At 44.1% G+C, this 14,867-nt stretch carries 15 protein-coding genes; 3 read left to right on the top strand and 12 right to left on the bottom strand.

The genetic code is table 11. The features are described from left to right. Window positions 1–29 precede the first annotated feature (29 nt). The 9 genes from R8O10_RS06075 to R8O10_RS06115 all read right to left on the bottom strand — a co-directional run bounded on the left by R8O10_RS06075 (window position 30) and on the right by R8O10_RS06115 (window position 9,323). Entirely contained in the window at window positions 30–1,202 is a 1,173-nt protein-coding gene (locus R8O10_RS06075; protein WP_017635539.1) for a tetratricopeptide repeat protein, read from the bottom strand. Next, a complete protein-coding gene (locus R8O10_RS06080; protein WP_005374256.1) occupies window positions 1,199–1,819 on the bottom strand; it encodes an energy transducer TonB in 621 nt (206 codons plus the stop codon). The genes R8O10_RS06075 and R8O10_RS06080 overlap by 4 nt, the downstream gene beginning before the upstream one ends. Further along, window positions 1,819–2,223, bottom strand: coding sequence for an ExbD/TolR family protein (locus tag R8O10_RS06085; RefSeq protein WP_005374257.1), 405 nt, complete (start codon window positions 2,221–2,223; stop codon window positions 1,819–1,821). The genes R8O10_RS06080 and R8O10_RS06085 overlap by 1 nt, the downstream gene beginning before the upstream one ends. Then, window positions 2,220–2,774, bottom strand: a complete 555-nt coding sequence (locus R8O10_RS06090) for a MotA/TolQ/ExbB proton channel family protein (protein ID WP_017819708.1) — start codon at window positions 2,772–2,774, stop codon at window positions 2,220–2,222. The genes R8O10_RS06085 and R8O10_RS06090 overlap by 4 nt, the downstream gene beginning before the upstream one ends. Then, window positions 2,774–4,141 carry a MotA/TolQ/ExbB proton channel family protein gene (locus R8O10_RS06095; protein ID WP_213871502.1) on the bottom strand — a complete coding sequence of 456 codons (1,368 nt, stop codon included), beginning with the start codon at window positions 4,139–4,141 and terminating at the stop codon, window positions 2,774–2,776. Before R8O10_RS06095 ends, R8O10_RS06090 begins: the two co-directional genes overlap by 1 nt. Continuing rightward, window positions 4,142–4,909 carry a DUF3450 domain-containing protein gene (locus R8O10_RS06100; protein WP_054574483.1) on the bottom strand — a complete coding sequence of 256 codons (768 nt, stop codon included), beginning with the start codon at window positions 4,907–4,909 and terminating at the stop codon, window positions 4,142–4,144. Window positions 4,910–4,983: 74 nt separating this feature from the next. Beyond that, window positions 4,984–7,077, bottom strand: a complete 2,094-nt coding sequence (locus R8O10_RS06105; RefSeq protein WP_213871503.1) for a TonB-dependent siderophore receptor — start codon at window positions 7,075–7,077, stop codon at window positions 4,984–4,986. A 207-nt stretch (window positions 7,078–7,284) separates the two neighbouring features. Continuing rightward, window positions 7,285–8,658, bottom strand: coding sequence for a sensor histidine kinase (locus R8O10_RS06110; RefSeq protein WP_213866831.1), 1,374 nt, complete (start codon window positions 8,656–8,658; stop codon window positions 7,285–7,287). Then, window positions 8,658–9,323: a response regulator transcription factor gene (locus R8O10_RS06115; RefSeq protein WP_005386018.1), complete on the bottom strand. Its 666-nt coding sequence runs from the start codon at window positions 9,321–9,323 to the stop codon at window positions 8,658–8,660. Before R8O10_RS06115 ends, R8O10_RS06110 begins: the two co-directional genes overlap by 1 nt. 230 nt (window positions 9,324–9,553) lie before the next feature. On the opposite strand from R8O10_RS06115, the gene R8O10_RS06120 reads away from it, so the two are divergent. Further along, on the top strand, window positions 9,554–10,264 hold the full coding sequence (locus R8O10_RS06120) for a glycerophosphodiester phosphodiesterase family protein (protein ID WP_005374268.1): 711 nt from the start codon (window positions 9,554–9,556) through the stop codon (window positions 10,262–10,264). 35 nt (window positions 10,265–10,299) lie between these two features. On the opposite strand, the gene R8O10_RS06125 is transcribed toward R8O10_RS06120, so the two are convergent. After that, window positions 10,300–10,782, bottom strand: coding sequence for a L,D-transpeptidase family protein (locus R8O10_RS06125; RefSeq protein ID WP_005374271.1), 483 nt, complete (start codon window positions 10,780–10,782; stop codon window positions 10,300–10,302). 241 nt (window positions 10,783–11,023) lie between these two features. Between R8O10_RS06125 and R8O10_RS06130 the strand changes: the two genes are divergently transcribed. Beyond that, window positions 11,024–12,019 (top strand): 2-hydroxyacid dehydrogenase, encoded by a 996-nt coding sequence (locus R8O10_RS06130; RefSeq protein ID WP_054579202.1) that lies wholly within the window; start codon window positions 11,024–11,026, stop codon window positions 12,017–12,019. 85 nt (window positions 12,020–12,104) lie between these two features. Then, window positions 12,105–12,461: a YibL family ribosome-associated protein gene (locus R8O10_RS06135; protein ID WP_005374274.1), complete on the top strand. Its 357-nt coding sequence runs from the start codon at window positions 12,105–12,107 to the stop codon at window positions 12,459–12,461. 163 nt (window positions 12,462–12,624) lie between these two features. Here the strand turns inward: R8O10_RS06135 and R8O10_RS06140 are convergent, their stop codons facing one another. Both R8O10_RS06140 and R8O10_RS06145 read right to left on the bottom strand, forming a co-directional pair. Next, on the bottom strand, window positions 12,625–13,656 hold the full coding sequence (locus R8O10_RS06140) for a hypothetical protein (RefSeq protein WP_005374275.1): 1,032 nt from the start codon (window positions 13,654–13,656) through the stop codon (window positions 12,625–12,627). Between the two features lie 103 nt (window positions 13,657–13,759). Next, window positions 13,760–14,521, bottom strand: coding sequence for a cytosolic protein (locus R8O10_RS06145; RefSeq protein ID WP_182039364.1), 762 nt, complete (start codon window positions 14,519–14,521; stop codon window positions 13,760–13,762). Between the last annotated feature and the right edge of the window lie 346 nt (window positions 14,522–14,867).

Raw genomic sequence — 14,867 nt, forward strand, 5'->3', positions numbered from 1 at the left:
TGAGCTCGGGTATTTAATAAAAATGTTCGCTATGAGTTCTGCGTCGATTCTACTTTGCGTAGCTGTGATAGATACTTAACCCAACTCTTTGCCTGATTCGATGGCTTAATCTCATTCGCTCTTTTGGCATTAGCGAGCGCATCGTCAAACCGCTTAAGTTTGTAGTAAGCGCGAGTTTTGATAAGTGCAACATCCGCTTTACGACCTCTGACCTTATCGAGCGCGGCAATGGCATCTTTATAATGGCCTTCTTGCACCAACAGTTGAGAATAGTTCCAGTAATACTGCCTATCTAGCTGAGCTGCAATACGCCAGCTATCAATAGACTCTTCCCACTCTTTTGCCATTTGCCAATACGTTGCTTGCTGAGCTTTTAGCTTACTATTCGAGTTTACATCCTCTAGCTCGTTCATCACCAACGCAGCTCTCTCAGGAATACCTCGTTTCGCGTACAATTGTGCCAGCAGCTTTAAGTCATCTTGGCTAAGTTGTAACCCTTTCAGTTTTGCCAACGCCAAAGAGTCTAGGGCACGTTTGTTGTCATCAACCCGTAGGTATAGAGCAACAAGCTGACGCCACCATTCAATTCGCTCAGGTTCAATCACGATTAAGCGTTTGATGGTCGAGATTGCCGGCTTCCACTTTTTCAGTTCTAGCTCAGCAGAAAGCTTTATCGACAATGCGCCAAGCTTGTCTGGCTGACCAAATTTCTCATAACGAGCCATTGCTGAAAGCACTTTTTGCCACTGACTCAGTTGATAATGAGATTGGGAAATACGCAGCCATAGCTCATGCGCTTTTTGACCTTTAGGAATGTTTTTGCTCAAGGCATAGTAATGAGGTAAAGCCTTAGAAAAACGTTGCTCGTTCAGCAGTATATCAGCCAACATTTTTCGGGTTTGCCATGCTTGCTCATCTTGTAGCAAACCACTATTGACTGCCAACTCAAGTTGCTTAATCGCCGCTTGAGTTTGCTCGTTCTGCCAGTAAAAAATACCCAACATTCGAGCGACATAAGCTTGGTCATATCCACGAGAAAGCTCCATAGCTTCAAGAGATGAAATCGCTTCTTTCAGTTTCTCTTCTTGAGCCAAATTATGTGCTCGTTGAACTCTCGCTGCGGTGTATTGGCTTAACTCACTGGCAATGGTTGAGAGTGCACTCAGGCTTAATACCGTACCGATTAAGAATTTTTTCATCATTTGGCTAACTTGAACTCCACTTTAGCGGTTTGTCCGAACTGCTCAATTGACACACCATCCTCAACTTTTGGCTGATACTTCCATTTTTTAAGCGCACGGATTGCTTCCCTTTCAAACATGCGCTCGGGCTCAGCCTCGATCACTTCAATATCTTTTGGTCGTCCAGTTGCATCGATCGTGAAACGCATAATGACATAACCTTCCACTCTACGTTTCAGCGCCTTACTTGGATAGCGAGGATCAACACGATACAACGGCAGTGCTTGCTGGTTGCCCATTGTTCCCTTCAAGTTTGGTGCACTAATCGCGATGCCTTCAAGGGCAGTGTTTAAACCTAAAGCACTGACTGGCGTCATCTGACTCATTGGTTCCATTTGAGTGTCAGCTTGAGACAGATCCATTGGCTCCGGCGCTTGAGGTGGTTCTGGTTGCTCCGGCACTGAACGTTGACGACGCTGCACGTCTGCTTCATTCTCTACCATCACCATATCAAAACGAACGGCTTCTGAAGCTTCTGGCGCACGCTGGTTGCCTTTATCAACCATCCACGCCATAAAGCTAAACAAGCTCACAGAAATTAACAGTGATGCTGGTAGTGCAAGTAACAGCCTGCCCATTAAGGTTTCTCCGCCGCCAATGCAATGTTCTTCACACCTGCCGCCTTTGCAGCGTCCATCACTTTCACGACAGTGCCATTGTAAGCATGCTCGTCAGCTTGGATAACTAACGAAGCATCAGGCTGATCAAGTAACAGGTGCTCAATAGAGGCCTCAACACGCTCAATATCAACCACTCGTTTGTCGATGTACACATCATTCGCTGCCGTTACTGCGATAAAAATGCCCGCGTCTTTTTGGCTTACTACATTAGAAGCCTGAGGGCGATTCACTTCAACACCGGATTCACGTACAAACGAACTGGTCACAATGAAGAAGATCAACATGATGAAGACGATATCAAGCATCGAGGTTAAATCGACTTGAGCTTCATCTTGTTGGTTAGGTCTGCGTCCGAGTCTCACTTTTGACTCCTTAAAGATTGTTCTAACTGGATAGCTTTTCGTTCACACACTTTGCTAAGGCGAGCATGAATAAACATGCCCGCAAGCGCTGCTACCATACCCGCCATGGTTGGCAGCGTAGCAAGTGAGATACCAGAAGCCATCAATTTCGGATTGCTGCTGCCTTGCGATGCCATTACGTCAAACACCGTAATCATGCCTGTCACCGTCCCTAACAACCCTAGCATTGGGCAAACCGCCACAAGTAGCTTAATAGTCGATAGGTTTTGGCGTAGTTCGATTTGCGCTTTTGCAATCCATCCTTCACGGATTTGATGCGCGTACCAAGAGTGGTGCTCTGATCTTGCGTGCCACTGCTCACAAAGCTGTTTTTTTACCCCAGGGAAAACCGTTGTGAGATAAATAACTCGCTCCATAACCAACAGCCAGCACACCGCCACGACGGCGGCCAACCACCATAGGATTTGACCACCTTGCTGCATAAAGCTCATCAAGGTTGTGGCCCAATCCTCACTGATCAAACCCAATGTGCTGAGTAGGATCTGCTCCATTACGCTGCGTTCTCCGCTAAGGTGTTAGAATGGCTTTTGTTACTCGGCATATCACGCTCAGCTTGTTCTGCAACTAAACCGATGCCTTGTTTTTCTAAGATACTGCGAATATTTTCTGCTTGAGAGCTCAATACGTTGTGCGCTAATAGCAAAGGCATGGCTGAAACAAGGCCAAGTACGGTAGTCACAAGTGCCATTGAAATACCACCCGCCATTACTTTCGGATCACCATTACCAAATTGAGTGATGACCTGGAAGGTTTCGATCATACCCGTTACCGTGCCTAGTAGGCCAAGCATAGGAGCTAGGGCTGCAAGAAGCTTAAGCATCGACAACCCTTTTTCTAGGTGGGTTTGCTCATCAACAACAGCTTCCAAAAGACGTAGTTCTAACGCTTCTACGCTGCGATGCTTGTCTTTCTGGTATACCGCTAGCACGCGACCCAAAGGGTTGTCTCCTGGCTGCGCTGGGGTTTTCAGTTGCTTCATGATTTTCTGGCGCGAAATCATCAGTGATGCACCACGTACGAGCGCAATCAATAGGCCGATAGCCAATAAACCAAGGATGATTTTACCGACAACGCCACCCGCATTTAGGCGATCAGCCAAAGTCGGTGAGTTTGCAAGCTGTTCAAGAAGAATGCCACGTGACGGATCAATGACAAGTGCATCAATGTCACCAGAGGAAATAGTATTCGCTGTTGGACCGTTCTCAGGCTGACGAAGATAGTTTACCGCGTCTCCGCGTTGACCATTCCACTTAACGTAGCCAGTCTCATCCAGCAGCGCCATAGAACCAAGACGAACACCATTAACCGTTTGTTCACGACCTTCGCCATTTAGCAGTGTGAAAGAGACGTTTGCCATTTCACCGCTTGCTTTGATTTGTTCTTCCATGCTGCGCCACATCGCCTGAAGTTGGGTCAACGTTGGCAGTGATTTAGCCGCAACAATAGCATCGATATCTTTCTGATATGAGTTTGCATCTACACCGGTTACTGAGCTTTTTAGCTCAGACTCTAGCTCTTTTGCGTTCTGGCGAACGACGCCAAATAACTCACCTAGGCTCCCGGTTTCTAGACGCAACTTTTCTTCTAGCTGTGCCAGTTCTGCTTCATTTTCACCGAAGGTAACACTTAATGAGTCCGCTTCTGCTTGAAGAGCAGCACGCTCTGCCATCAATTTATTCTTTATAGCCTGTAGCTCTTGCTCTGTTTGCTTAAAACCTGATTCACGTGCGACATTGTGCGATTGCTGTTGACGATTTTCTTGCTGCGCCTTTTGTAACAACGCATCACTCGCAAAAGCAGCATGAGGCATTAATGCGGCTGTCGAGATTAATGCAACCGATAACCATTTTTTCATCATTTATTTGCCCTCCGCAGCGGTTAACGACACTGGCAGAGTTAACATGCTCGGCGCGATCTGTTTATTCGCCATAGCGAACGCTTTATCTAGCTCTGATTTTTGCTCAGAACCCACTTGTTGCCATGCTTGTTGTTGCTGTGACCAGCTCCAGAATGTCTCACCAGATAAGCTACGTGCTACCAAAGACAAACGCCCTAAATAGAGAATGTCCGCCTCCACAGCTTCATTGTCACCCAGGTTAATCTTGCCTTGGTAAACGCCAAGCTTGGTGCCGTAATCCATTTCAATTTGGTACGCTTCTAAAATACGACGAAACTTCTCTGCATCCGCAACGTCTGCACGCGTCATCATGGAATCCAGCTTTGCAATTCGTTCCTCACGTTGCGCTTTGCGTATAGGTTTGTCGTTAGCAACGAGCGCTTTTAAGCCTTCAAGCATGTGATACATCAAAGGCACGACACCTTGACGAGTTTGAGCAATCTGCTCAATTTGCTCGTTCAAGCTATCAACTTCTTGATTTTGGCTCTCAACAAGGCTTGCAAGATGATCGCGATAAATCTTCAAGTTACCGACTTCCTCTTGCAGCTGCTCAATTTCAGCTTCTAGAGTAAGTGATTTTTCTGCGCTTGCATCAATACGTTTTTGGCTTACCGCCGACGACTGGTTTGTTTTACTCTGCACAGCTTGTGCATCGTTTAAGTTCGCCGCGTGAGCGGGAATCAAAACCGATGATATCAACAGAGCGATACTTGATTTCATTAGATTCATACGAGTTATATTTCTGTGTTCCTAAAACGACCAAAGGGGAAGACTACCCTTCCCCTTTAATAATCAAATTGTTATCAGTACTTGAACTGGATTGTTGCCATGTAGTTGCGGCTTTCTCCAACCACAACCCCACTCGCACCTTTTTGCTCGCCATTCGTGCTACCACCACCTGCGAAGTAGTCGGTATCGAATAAATTCTCGACATTGAATCGAGCAATGATATCCAAGTTTTCATCGTACTTATGTTTGTATGACACGCCCATATCAACGCGAGCGTAGCCATCTTTCTTGAAGGTGTTCTTTGCATCACCGTAGCGATCACCTTCATAAATCAAACCAAGGTTTAAGTTAGTGTTGTCTTGAACCTTGTAGCTAGACCATAGACTTGCCGAGAACTCTGGCACGTCTACAGGGCGGTTACCTTCATATCTTTCTGCCTTCTTAAGCTCTGCATCCAAATACATCGCAGAAGCGGTTAGCGACAACTCTGGGGTCACAAAACCTTGAGCCATTAACTCAGCGCCTTTGTGAACTTGCTCACCACCTTGCGTTTTCTTGTGTAGGAGATTGCCGCCCGCGTCTTTGCCGCTTTCAACATCCAGCGAGATGTTCTCTAACGTGATATCAAACACAGCACCAGATACAAATAAACGCTGATCAAACAGTTCCCACTTCGTACCGATTTCATAAGAGATACCACGCTCAGCGTCGAGTTTCTCACCTTCATTGATGTAGGTACGACTACCGTTGCTGACTTCACCTTGAGGCATGAAACTTTCAGAATACTGAACGTAAACCGAGCCATTCGTCGATGGGTGGAAAATGACACCAAATTTTGGAGAAACCTGGTTTTCGGTCAGTTCATCATCACGCTTTTCGTCATAACGAACACCTGCAAGCACTTGCCAGTAATCATTAATCGTCATCATATTTTGCGCGTAGATACCCCAAGTATCGTACTCAGCAGTTGGTGATTTCTTCGAACTACGATAGCTAGGCTTAGGCACCGTTTCTCCTGGCGCAATACTCGCCTCATTATGAAATGCCATAAAGCGATCATAACTGTAATCTAAGTAGTTAGCGCCCACTAACAACGTGTTTTCCGTACCGAACAAAGTAAAGTCCGTCGTCACATCTATATATGCAGTATCAAATACCCAATTATCGGAGCGATCGTTGCCTCGATGCTTAATCGTATTTAACTCTTCATACTGATCAAACTTAGGGTAAGACTCTACATCAAAACGCTTAAAGTCTTGGCGGTTGTAACCTGCTTTTACGTTCACGTTATCCGTGACTTGCGCATTAATATCGACACCGTAGTTTTCTACTTCGTTATCAATTTCAGACCACTGCGCATCCCAAATGTACTTATCACCGCGAACCGCTTTGCCATCAACAATGTATGCGCCAGAGTCCACGCTACCATCGTCTTTCGTGCGATCGTAATGAGCCGATACCATAAAGTTGTCTGTGATATCGTACTCAACCACTAGGCCAGCTACCGTACGATCTGTTTTAGGCTCAGTGCCATCACCGTACCTGCGCCAAGAGCCGTAGCTTTCTTTGGCAAAAATTGCGCGCGCTCGCAGTGTCTCTGCATCATTTAGCGCGCCGCTCACATCAAGCACAGTGCGTGAGTGATCATTCGAACCTAGATCTTGACTCAAACTTGCTTGTGTTTGAGTTGTTGGTTTTTTCGAAACCATGTTTACCAAGCCACCCGGCTCAGATTTACCGTATAGCAGACCTGATGGACCTTTAAGCACTTCAACACGCTCTAAAAGCTCAATTGGCTGACGATAGTGTGACCAGTGTTGACGACCATCACGAAGAAAACCGTCTGAACTGCTAAGTTCAAAACCACGTAGAGAGAAACGTTCGCGGTTACGGCTTGTACCACCCGCGCTAACACTTGCATCGTTACGTAGCACTTCACCAAGTGTACTTGCACGCTGCTCATCAATTACCGTTTCATCGATAACCGCTACTTGTCCCGGCGTTTCCAGCTGCGTCATTTCCATGCGCATTGCTGTACTGTTTGTATCTGCCTTGTAGCCGAACTCTCGACCTTCTACAACTACATGTTCGTCTGTTTGAACTTCCGCCACTGCAGGTGTTGCTAACACTGCACCGATCACTAACGCCAAATGGCTCTTAGTAAACATATCCTTTCACTCCGATTATTATTTTTCGGGTCACATACTTGTTGAATGCGATTCCCTCTTAATTATTTCGCGGGTGAATATAAGTGATAAGTATTACCATTTGCATTAAATTTACATTCTTTGCATTTGAAAACTTTTGTAAAGTACTCTCTGATGACGCGCCACAATAATGTGACATTAATCACGAAGATTGCGACTTAATCATACTTATTGCTTGAACACTAAAGTAACCCTCAAACCACCTTGCTCACGGTTTTTCGCCGTGACTGCTCCACCCATAATACGCATGGATTCTTTGACAATCGCAAGACCTAAACCGTAGCCACCAAGCTTTTTATCTCTAGAAGCATCTAAGCGTGTAAACGGATCAAAAATATCGACCAGCTTGTTCTCTGGAATACCAGGCCCATCATCAGATACTGACATGGTGGTGAACTGCTGCCCTTCTTTGACATAATTTTCCAGAGAAACTTCTATCTGAGATGCTGGTCCTGAATATTTAATGGCATTACCAATAAGATTGTTCAAACAACGAATGACCAGCGTTTCTTCACAAATGGCTTTAGCACATACAGCTTCTGAGCGGAAAGACAACGTCTGTTCTGACTTCAAATCTATTTTGCAACGTTCTACTTGCGGGGAAAGCAAAACTTCTAAATCACAGCGTTTCGTGGCTTTGTCGAAGCGCGCATTTTCCAAGCGACTGAACTCCAATATATCGCTGATCAAATGGTTTAGCTCTTTTGCTTCATCTTCTAGCCTTGTCACTAGGCTTTGCTCACTTTCTCCAACACGCTTTCGCAAAAGATGCAGAACCAAGTTCTGCCTCGCTAACGGCGTTCTCAATTCGTGAGAGACATCTCTTATAAGCAGTCGCTGCTTTTCAGCGAGAGAATGAATCTGTTGCGTCATGTGATCGAAGTCTTGCGCTAACTCGTTAAACTCACGCGTGCTCGACTTCAGCTCTTTCACGACACTGACATTAAAATCGCCATTAGATAGCTTTTTGCTTGCTTCTCTCAATCGATCCAATGGTTGCTGTAAGTTACGTGCCATTAGCAGTGAAAAGAGCGCCAAAATAACCACTGCAATCACGACTTTGAGAATAGAGAAATACAGAATGAAGTCATTTGCAGGGTGCAGTCGATGTGGCAACTGAATCACTAAAGTATTGCCATGAACTAAAGGAATATTGATGATGGGGCGATTCACTTTCCCCTCAAGTTGATCATCAATGCTTCTCTTAAATTGAAGTTTGAACTCGAAGTGCGGATGCATCAGACGGTGCGTAACTGGTTGCTGATGTTCATTCAACACAAATAAATAAAAGTTTTGCGCATTTGCCCAGTCAGCAAGTTCGTCCATGTCTCCGTGCTCAATCAATACATTGGCTTGATGTGCAAGGTCTAGCATTTCTTCTCGCACACTATCGGGCACTTTCAACATGGCTTTCACCAGAGCTTGTTCCGCTAAGGATTGCACGACCAAAATACTAATTACAATTGCGGTCATGCAACTAAATAACTTGAACGCTAAGCTATCTTTACGTTTTGCAATAAAAGGTGGACACCGGAGCTTCATTAACGGTTTACAGCCTCTAAATAACTGTAACCTTTGCCACGGAAGGTTTTGATATGTTGCTTGGAAAGCCCCGCTTCAACTAACTTGCGACGTATGTTACTGATGTGCATATCAAGGTTGCGATCAAAAGGACTCAGCTCTTTCTTTAACACTTCGGTTTGAAGCTCTGCTTTTGAAATCACGACTCCTTGGTTTTTTACCAAGTAGCTCAATAGTTCAGCTTCCGTACTTGTGAGGGGTAAGCTATTAAGCTGGTCACTGATCGTTTGAACGGTACTACACATCGTCTGACGTTGACGTTCCAAGCCAACACGACGAAGAATCGCTTTGATGCGCATTAGAAGCTCAGCGACATTAAAAGGCTTTCCGATATACTGATCGGCCCCCGCTTGGTAACCATCAAGCATCGAGTTTTCATCGTTGAGAGCGGTAAGCATTAGAATAGGTGTCGCGAAGCGCTGACAGATCCTACGAGCAACTTGCATGCCGTTAAGGTTTGGTAACATGACATCAAGCAATACAAGATCTACAGGCGTTTTTTCCATATATTGCAGCGCACTTTCACCGCAATGTACAGAAGAGACGATGTAGCCCTCCTCTTGCAAAACCGCTTCTAACAGCTCACACAAAGGAACGTCATCATCGACTATCAAAACTCGTGACATTACCACTCACCATTCAAATAAAAATGGTTCGCATTTTATTACTCATTTACCAATTAAACAACTACACACTCTAAGGCTTTAAGTCCACAGGACTCAGTCCAAGAAGCAGCAACGTGCCATTAGAGTTTAATGTTCACTTTTACTAAAGGTTCCTAACAATATGCACCTAGATATATCTTCATAGAAAAAACGAGTACAATCTGGCAACCGCAAAGCAAAAGATAAAGCGAATGGAAACGTTATTAATTGGTCACCGTGGCGTGGCAGGTTCATACCCTGAGAATACAAAAATAAGCATTCAAGCAGCCATTGACCTGGGGTTGAAGTGGGTGGAAGTGGATATACAGCCTACCAAAGATAATGTTTTAGTGGTTTGCCATGATCATACCGTCAATCGATGCAGCAATGGACAAGGCCGTGTTGATGAGCTCACCCTGGAAGAGTTAAAAGCATTAGATTTCGGTAGTTGGTTTAGCACAGACTTTTCAGGCGAGAAGATCGTGACACTAGATGAACTGCTCACTTTAGCTACTGAGAATAAGCTTAACTTGAATATCGAAGTTAAAGTAGACAACCATCCAGCGGAAGAAGTGGCGCAGACTCTCGCCAATGCGTTAACAAAAAGTCCAATGCCGCAAGAGAATGTACTCCTATCGAGCTTTAGTCATGACGTCATTAGAGCGATGCACAAATACTGCAGTGGCTACCGATTGGGTGTGTTAAGTGAATTCTTTACGAGAAAAGATAAACGCCTTTTGGAGGAAGTTAGTGCCTATAGCTGCAACCTAAACATTAACTGGGTTCGTACTCGCCAGATAAACAAACTCCAACAAGCCGGTTACAAAGTGATGTGCTATACGGTAAACAATCCAAATAAACTGAAATACCTACCTCAATTAGACGGTATTTTTAGTGATCATCCACAGCGCTTTATGCCATAGCCTATAAGAGCCAGAACATTAAAGGGGACCTTTTATTACCACTCAATCTGAATTGGTGTCCCCATCTCGACAAGCTGGATAAATTCGTCCATCTCCTCGTTGGTAATCGCAATACACCCATTAGTCCAATCAAAACTTTGGATATAAATCGGCAACTGACTCTCACCGTTTTTTAAGCCATGAATTTTGATGTTCCCTCCAGGGGACACACCTCGGCGCTTCGCTTCCAACGTATCAATCGCATCAGGGTAACTGATATGCACAGAACGATAAAAAGCAGAGTCCTCTATAACATAATCTAGAGTGTATTCGCCCTCTGGCGTGCGATTGTCTCCCTCTTCTTGTTTATGTCCTTGCGGGTTCGCTCCTAAAGCAATTCGGTATTCTTTTAGCACTGCTCCTTGTTCCATCAAATACATTCGACGCTTAGACTTGTCGACTTTAACAAGGTCAACAGCTGCGTGAGTGCCCGAAGCAAACACACAACACAAGAACATAGAGAACCATTTTACTGACATTGTCGTAACGCCTAAGCTAATAAAGTGAACAAGAAAAGAGCGATAATGCTAGTCAGTTAAGGCTCGTAAAGCAAACAGTATCTAATGCGGAACCGTAAGATAGCACTCGCTGAAAGGCGTACTTCTTATCGTTATTTGATACAACAAAGTCAAAGAGAAGATTTCTCTATTCATTGCGGCTAAGTTGCATTACTTTATAAGAATATTTATTTATAAAGTCCGTACTTTTTGAGAGGGAACCATGATTAACATTGCTTTTTTTAGTGCAAAATCCTACGACGAAGCCTCTTTTAATAAAATTAAAAATAACCGCGATTTTGAATTTCACTATCACGACTTCCGACTAACCGAAAAAACAGCCAAGATGGCGCACGGCAGTGATGTTGTATGTGCGTTTGTTAATGATGATCTTTCAGCTCCTGTCCTTAAACAGCTTTCTCTGGGCGGGACCAAGCTTATTGCTATGCGCTGCGCGGGATATGATAAAGTTGATCAACAAGCAGCCAAAGAACTAGGCTTACAAGTGGTTCGAGTTCCTGCTTACTCACCAGAAGCAGTGGCAGAGCACACGGTTGGTTTAATGATGTGCCTAAACCGCCGTCTTCACAAGGCCTACCAACGCACACGTGACGCCAACTTCTCGCTAGAAGGTCTTGTTGGCTTTAACTTTTTCGGAAAAACCGTTGGTGTTATTGGTACGGGTAAGATTGGTATCGCGACGATGCGTATCTTCAAAGGGCTTGGCATGGAACTGCTTTGCTACGACCCCTACGAAAACCCATTAGCGCTAGAAATGGGAGCCCGTTACTGTTCGCTTGAAGAAATCTACGCTAATGCGGATATTATCTCTCTCCATTGTCCAATGAGTGAAGAAAACTATCACTTATTGAACGAAAAAGCCTTCGCGCAAATGAAAGATGGTGTAATGATCATTAACACCAGTCGAGGCGAGTTGCTAGATTCACTAGCGGCGATAGAAGCGTTGAAACAAGGTAAGATTGGTGCGCTTGGCCTAGACGTGTATGACAATGAAAAAGACTTATTCTTCCAAGATAAATCTAACGATGTCATTGTAGATGATGTTTTCCGCCGTTTATCGGCTTGTCATAACGTGCTGTTTACTGGCCACCAAGCATTCTTGACTCACGAAGCACTGAATAATATTGCCTCTGTGACGCTTGATAACGTCGAAGCCTTTTTCTCTGGTAACGTATCGGGCAATGAACTGATTAACTAAAGCCAGACAATCGAGAAGTATAGTAGAGCGTGTGATCTCAGCTATGCTATACTCCTCGACTATTTAAAATTTGAGCCAAATTACCATGAGCATAAAAACTGATATTCAAAAGCTGCACAACCGTTTAGATACATGCCAACGTAAACTTGATGCGGCACGTTCTCGTGGTGATCACGAAATGATTACAAAGTTCACGGATGAAGTAGAACAGCTTACCAAAAAGCTTAACCAGTTAAAGCACAAGCAAAACTATGAGCTGAACAAAGAACGTAAAAGCTTACTTGATATGCCTTTCTCTCGTGAAATCACCAAAGCAGAACAAGCGGACATCGGCAAACTGAAAAAACGCGTACGCGGCTTAGTAATCGTTCACCCATTAACAAAAGTTGGTAAAGAACTTCGCCTTGATGTGATGACAGGCTTTGCGCCAAAAGAGTTTTAAAACTCGCATTAACATTTATTGAGCCCAAGCATTTGCTTGGGCTTTTTATTTTGTACTGCTTCATTAGATTTCATCGAAATATCAATCCATAAGCTATTAAAAAGGCCAGCGACAAAAGCCACTGACCTATTTCGACCAATATCGTCCGCATTACATCTCAACGTTACGACAGTTGCTGCAACTTGTGCTCCACAACGGGATCATTCGGAACCAACTGCTGAGCGACTTCCAAAAGCTGTACTGCATCTTGCGGGTTGTCATACTCATGCTTAAGTGCAATATCAACAAGTGGCTGAATATCGATTTGTGCTTGATGCTCCTTCACATGTTCTTTCTTTTCTTCAATTAGTACATTATGAGCGGTACTCAGTAAGTTTAAACGATGCTGTGAGCTCGCATTCGCCTTGTTAAGGCACTGATAGTAATCTTCTTTTAAGCGCAGCGTTTTGGTCTGATGACGAAACTGCGCTATATCTATCTTCTGATAACGTATAAAGTCTACGGCCACTTGCTTATAAAAACCGAATTTATTCAAATACGTCGCGTGGGTACCATGTCCCATCCCGAAGACTCTTAAGTGAGTGAGCTCTGGGTAGCGTTTGGCGTGAAGGCGGTCGATTTCATTAGTTGGATCATAAATGATATAGCCTTTTGCATCGCCAAGGTCGAGGTCGTGATACTTTCCTTCCCAATCAAATTGTTGGGCAAGTTCAGTACTTGGCCTATCATCCCATGGTACCAAAACTTTGTTTTTTGTGCTGACCGGGTGAAACATCAATACTTGATCCAACTTTAATAGATTAGAAAAGGCACCAATAGCAAAACCACCGCGGCTAAGTCCATAGCCTAAACGACATTCAAAGGGCTCAAGTAAAGTCGACAGTTGCTCTAGAAAGAAAATTAAATTACGGCTACGAAACCAGTTACTTTTCCCAAGGTGCTGAAATGAAATAATATTTACTTTTTGTTTCTGGGCTAAGCGATAGCCCCAAGGCGCAAAGTCTGAGTGTAAGTCCTGTACTTGTAGATTCGTACCAGCAGGGGAAAAGGTGAACAACAACGGTTTATTGCGGTCGACAAACTCATACTTAACAAATACATCATCAAGTAAGTCCTCCCCGGACATCGGTAGTCTGGTTTGCTGTTCTTCACGAGAAAGAGCCAGCCATTCATCCAACCAGTACAGTAACTTCATTAATCCTCCATCTAAATTGCGCCTAGCAATTGTGTTAAAAATCTAGTTTTTAGTGTGTGATCATCTCCCCCTGGTTACAGGGGACTCTGATATCAGTCCTCTTTTAAAACAAAGCGTGAATTTGCTTATTAAATTGGTCAATATCTAAGGTTTGATGGCGAACAAACTCCTGCGCCACCAGATTAAAAAATTCTAATTTATCTAATTGTGTGGATTGAGTGCCGTGTCCCATACCGACGACTTTTAAATGGGTAAGCTCTGGATAACGTTCAGCATGAAGACGATCAATGCGATTGGATGGGTCATAAATAATATAACCTTTGGCATTGCCCAAATCTCGATCATGGTAGCCGCTTTCCCAAGCAAACTGCTGAGCAAGCTCAGTACTCGGCCGATCATCCCAAGGCACTAACGCTTTATTTTTAGTGCTAACAGGATAAAACAACAAAAGATGTTCTAGTTTCAGCAAGTTAGCGAACGCGCCAATTGCAAAGCCACCTCGACTTTGCCCATAACCCAAACGACATTTGAAGGGATGAAGCAACTCAGATAGCTGCTCCAGAAAGAAAATCAAATTCCGACTACGGAACCAATTACTTTGTCCTAAATGTTGAAAGGCAATAATGTTTACTTGTTGTTGTATTCCGAGCTCGTAGCCCCAAGGAGAAAAATCCGGAGTTAAGTCTTGTACCTGCACATCAGTACCGGAAGGAGAAAATGTGAACAACAATGGCTTGTTAAGATCGACGAGTTCATACTTCACAAACACATCATCAAGTAAACCGTAGCCAGAGATAGGTAAAGCCATCTCTTGTTCTTGCTGAGTAAGAGCTTGCCATTCATCTAACCAGTAAAGTAGCTTCATTTTTTCTCCAAGTGCATCCGCAGTATTTAGACTGGAACTCTATCAAAATGCGTTTAAGCATCCCACGTTGAGACTTAAAAAAGCTCTATTTGAAGCCCAAATGGCGTATGGAAATGTCTTCGATTGAAGGTATTACTGCGTAAACTAAACCCAAAGTAGGTACGCAAAAACTTGAAGAAAGAGCTAGAGAAAAACCAATTAGAAGTTTCGATAACAGCGGTTAAAAAACAGCAGATACAAAAAAACCGCTGCAAGAACAGCGGTTTTTTTAAAAGTGGCGGAGAGATAGGGATTTGAACCCTAGATACGCTATTAACGTATGCCGGTTTTCAAGACCGGTGCTTTC

This window comes from Vibrio sp. 1727, assembly GCF_033344415.1.
GTDB lineage: Bacteria > Pseudomonadota > Gammaproteobacteria > Enterobacterales > Vibrionaceae > Vibrio > Vibrio alginolyticus.

Excerpts from the sequence above, each read along its gene's own strand:
- R8O10_RS06075 (WP_017635539.1), bottom strand. The coding sequence starts at position 1,202 with ATGATGAAAAAATTCTTAATCGGTACGGTATTAAGCCTGAGTGCACTC.
- R8O10_RS06080 (WP_005374256.1), bottom strand. The coding sequence starts at position 1,819 with ATGGGCAGGCTGTTACTTGCACTACCAGCATCACTGTTAATTTCTGTG.
- R8O10_RS06090 (WP_017819708.1), bottom strand. The coding sequence starts at position 2,774 with ATGGAGCAGATCCTACTCAGCACATTGGGTTTGATCAGTGAGGATTGG.
- R8O10_RS06095 (WP_213871502.1), bottom strand. The coding sequence starts at position 4,141 with ATGATGAAAAAATGGTTATCGGTTGCATTAATCTCGACAGCCGCATTA.
- R8O10_RS06100 (WP_054574483.1), bottom strand. The coding sequence starts at position 4,909 with ATGAATCTAATGAAATCAAGTATCGCTCTGTTGATATCATCGGTTTTG.
- R8O10_RS06105 (WP_213871503.1), bottom strand. The coding sequence starts at position 7,077 with ATGTTTACTAAGAGCCATTTGGCGTTAGTGATCGGTGCAGTGTTAGCA.
- R8O10_RS06110 (WP_213866831.1), bottom strand. The coding sequence starts at position 8,658 with ATGAAGCTCCGGTGTCCACCTTTTATTGCAAAACGTAAAGATAGCTTA.
- R8O10_RS06115 (WP_005386018.1), bottom strand. The coding sequence starts at position 9,323 with ATGTCACGAGTTTTGATAGTCGATGATGACGTTCCTTTGTGTGAGCTG.
- R8O10_RS06120 (WP_005374268.1), top strand. The coding sequence starts at position 9,554 with ATGGAAACGTTATTAATTGGTCACCGTGGCGTGGCAGGTTCATACCCT.
- R8O10_RS06125 (WP_005374271.1), bottom strand. The coding sequence starts at position 10,782 with ATGTCAGTAAAATGGTTCTCTATGTTCTTGTGTTGTGTGTTTGCTTCG.
- R8O10_RS06130 (WP_054579202.1), top strand. The coding sequence starts at position 11,024 with ATGATTAACATTGCTTTTTTTAGTGCAAAATCCTACGACGAAGCCTCT.
- R8O10_RS06135 (WP_005374274.1), top strand. The coding sequence starts at position 12,105 with ATGAGCATAAAAACTGATATTCAAAAGCTGCACAACCGTTTAGATACA.
- R8O10_RS06140 (WP_005374275.1), bottom strand. The coding sequence starts at position 13,656 with ATGAAGTTACTGTACTGGTTGGATGAATGGCTGGCTCTTTCTCGTGAA.
- R8O10_RS06145 (WP_182039364.1), bottom strand. The coding sequence starts at position 14,521 with ATGAAGCTACTTTACTGGTTAGATGAATGGCAAGCTCTTACTCAGCAA.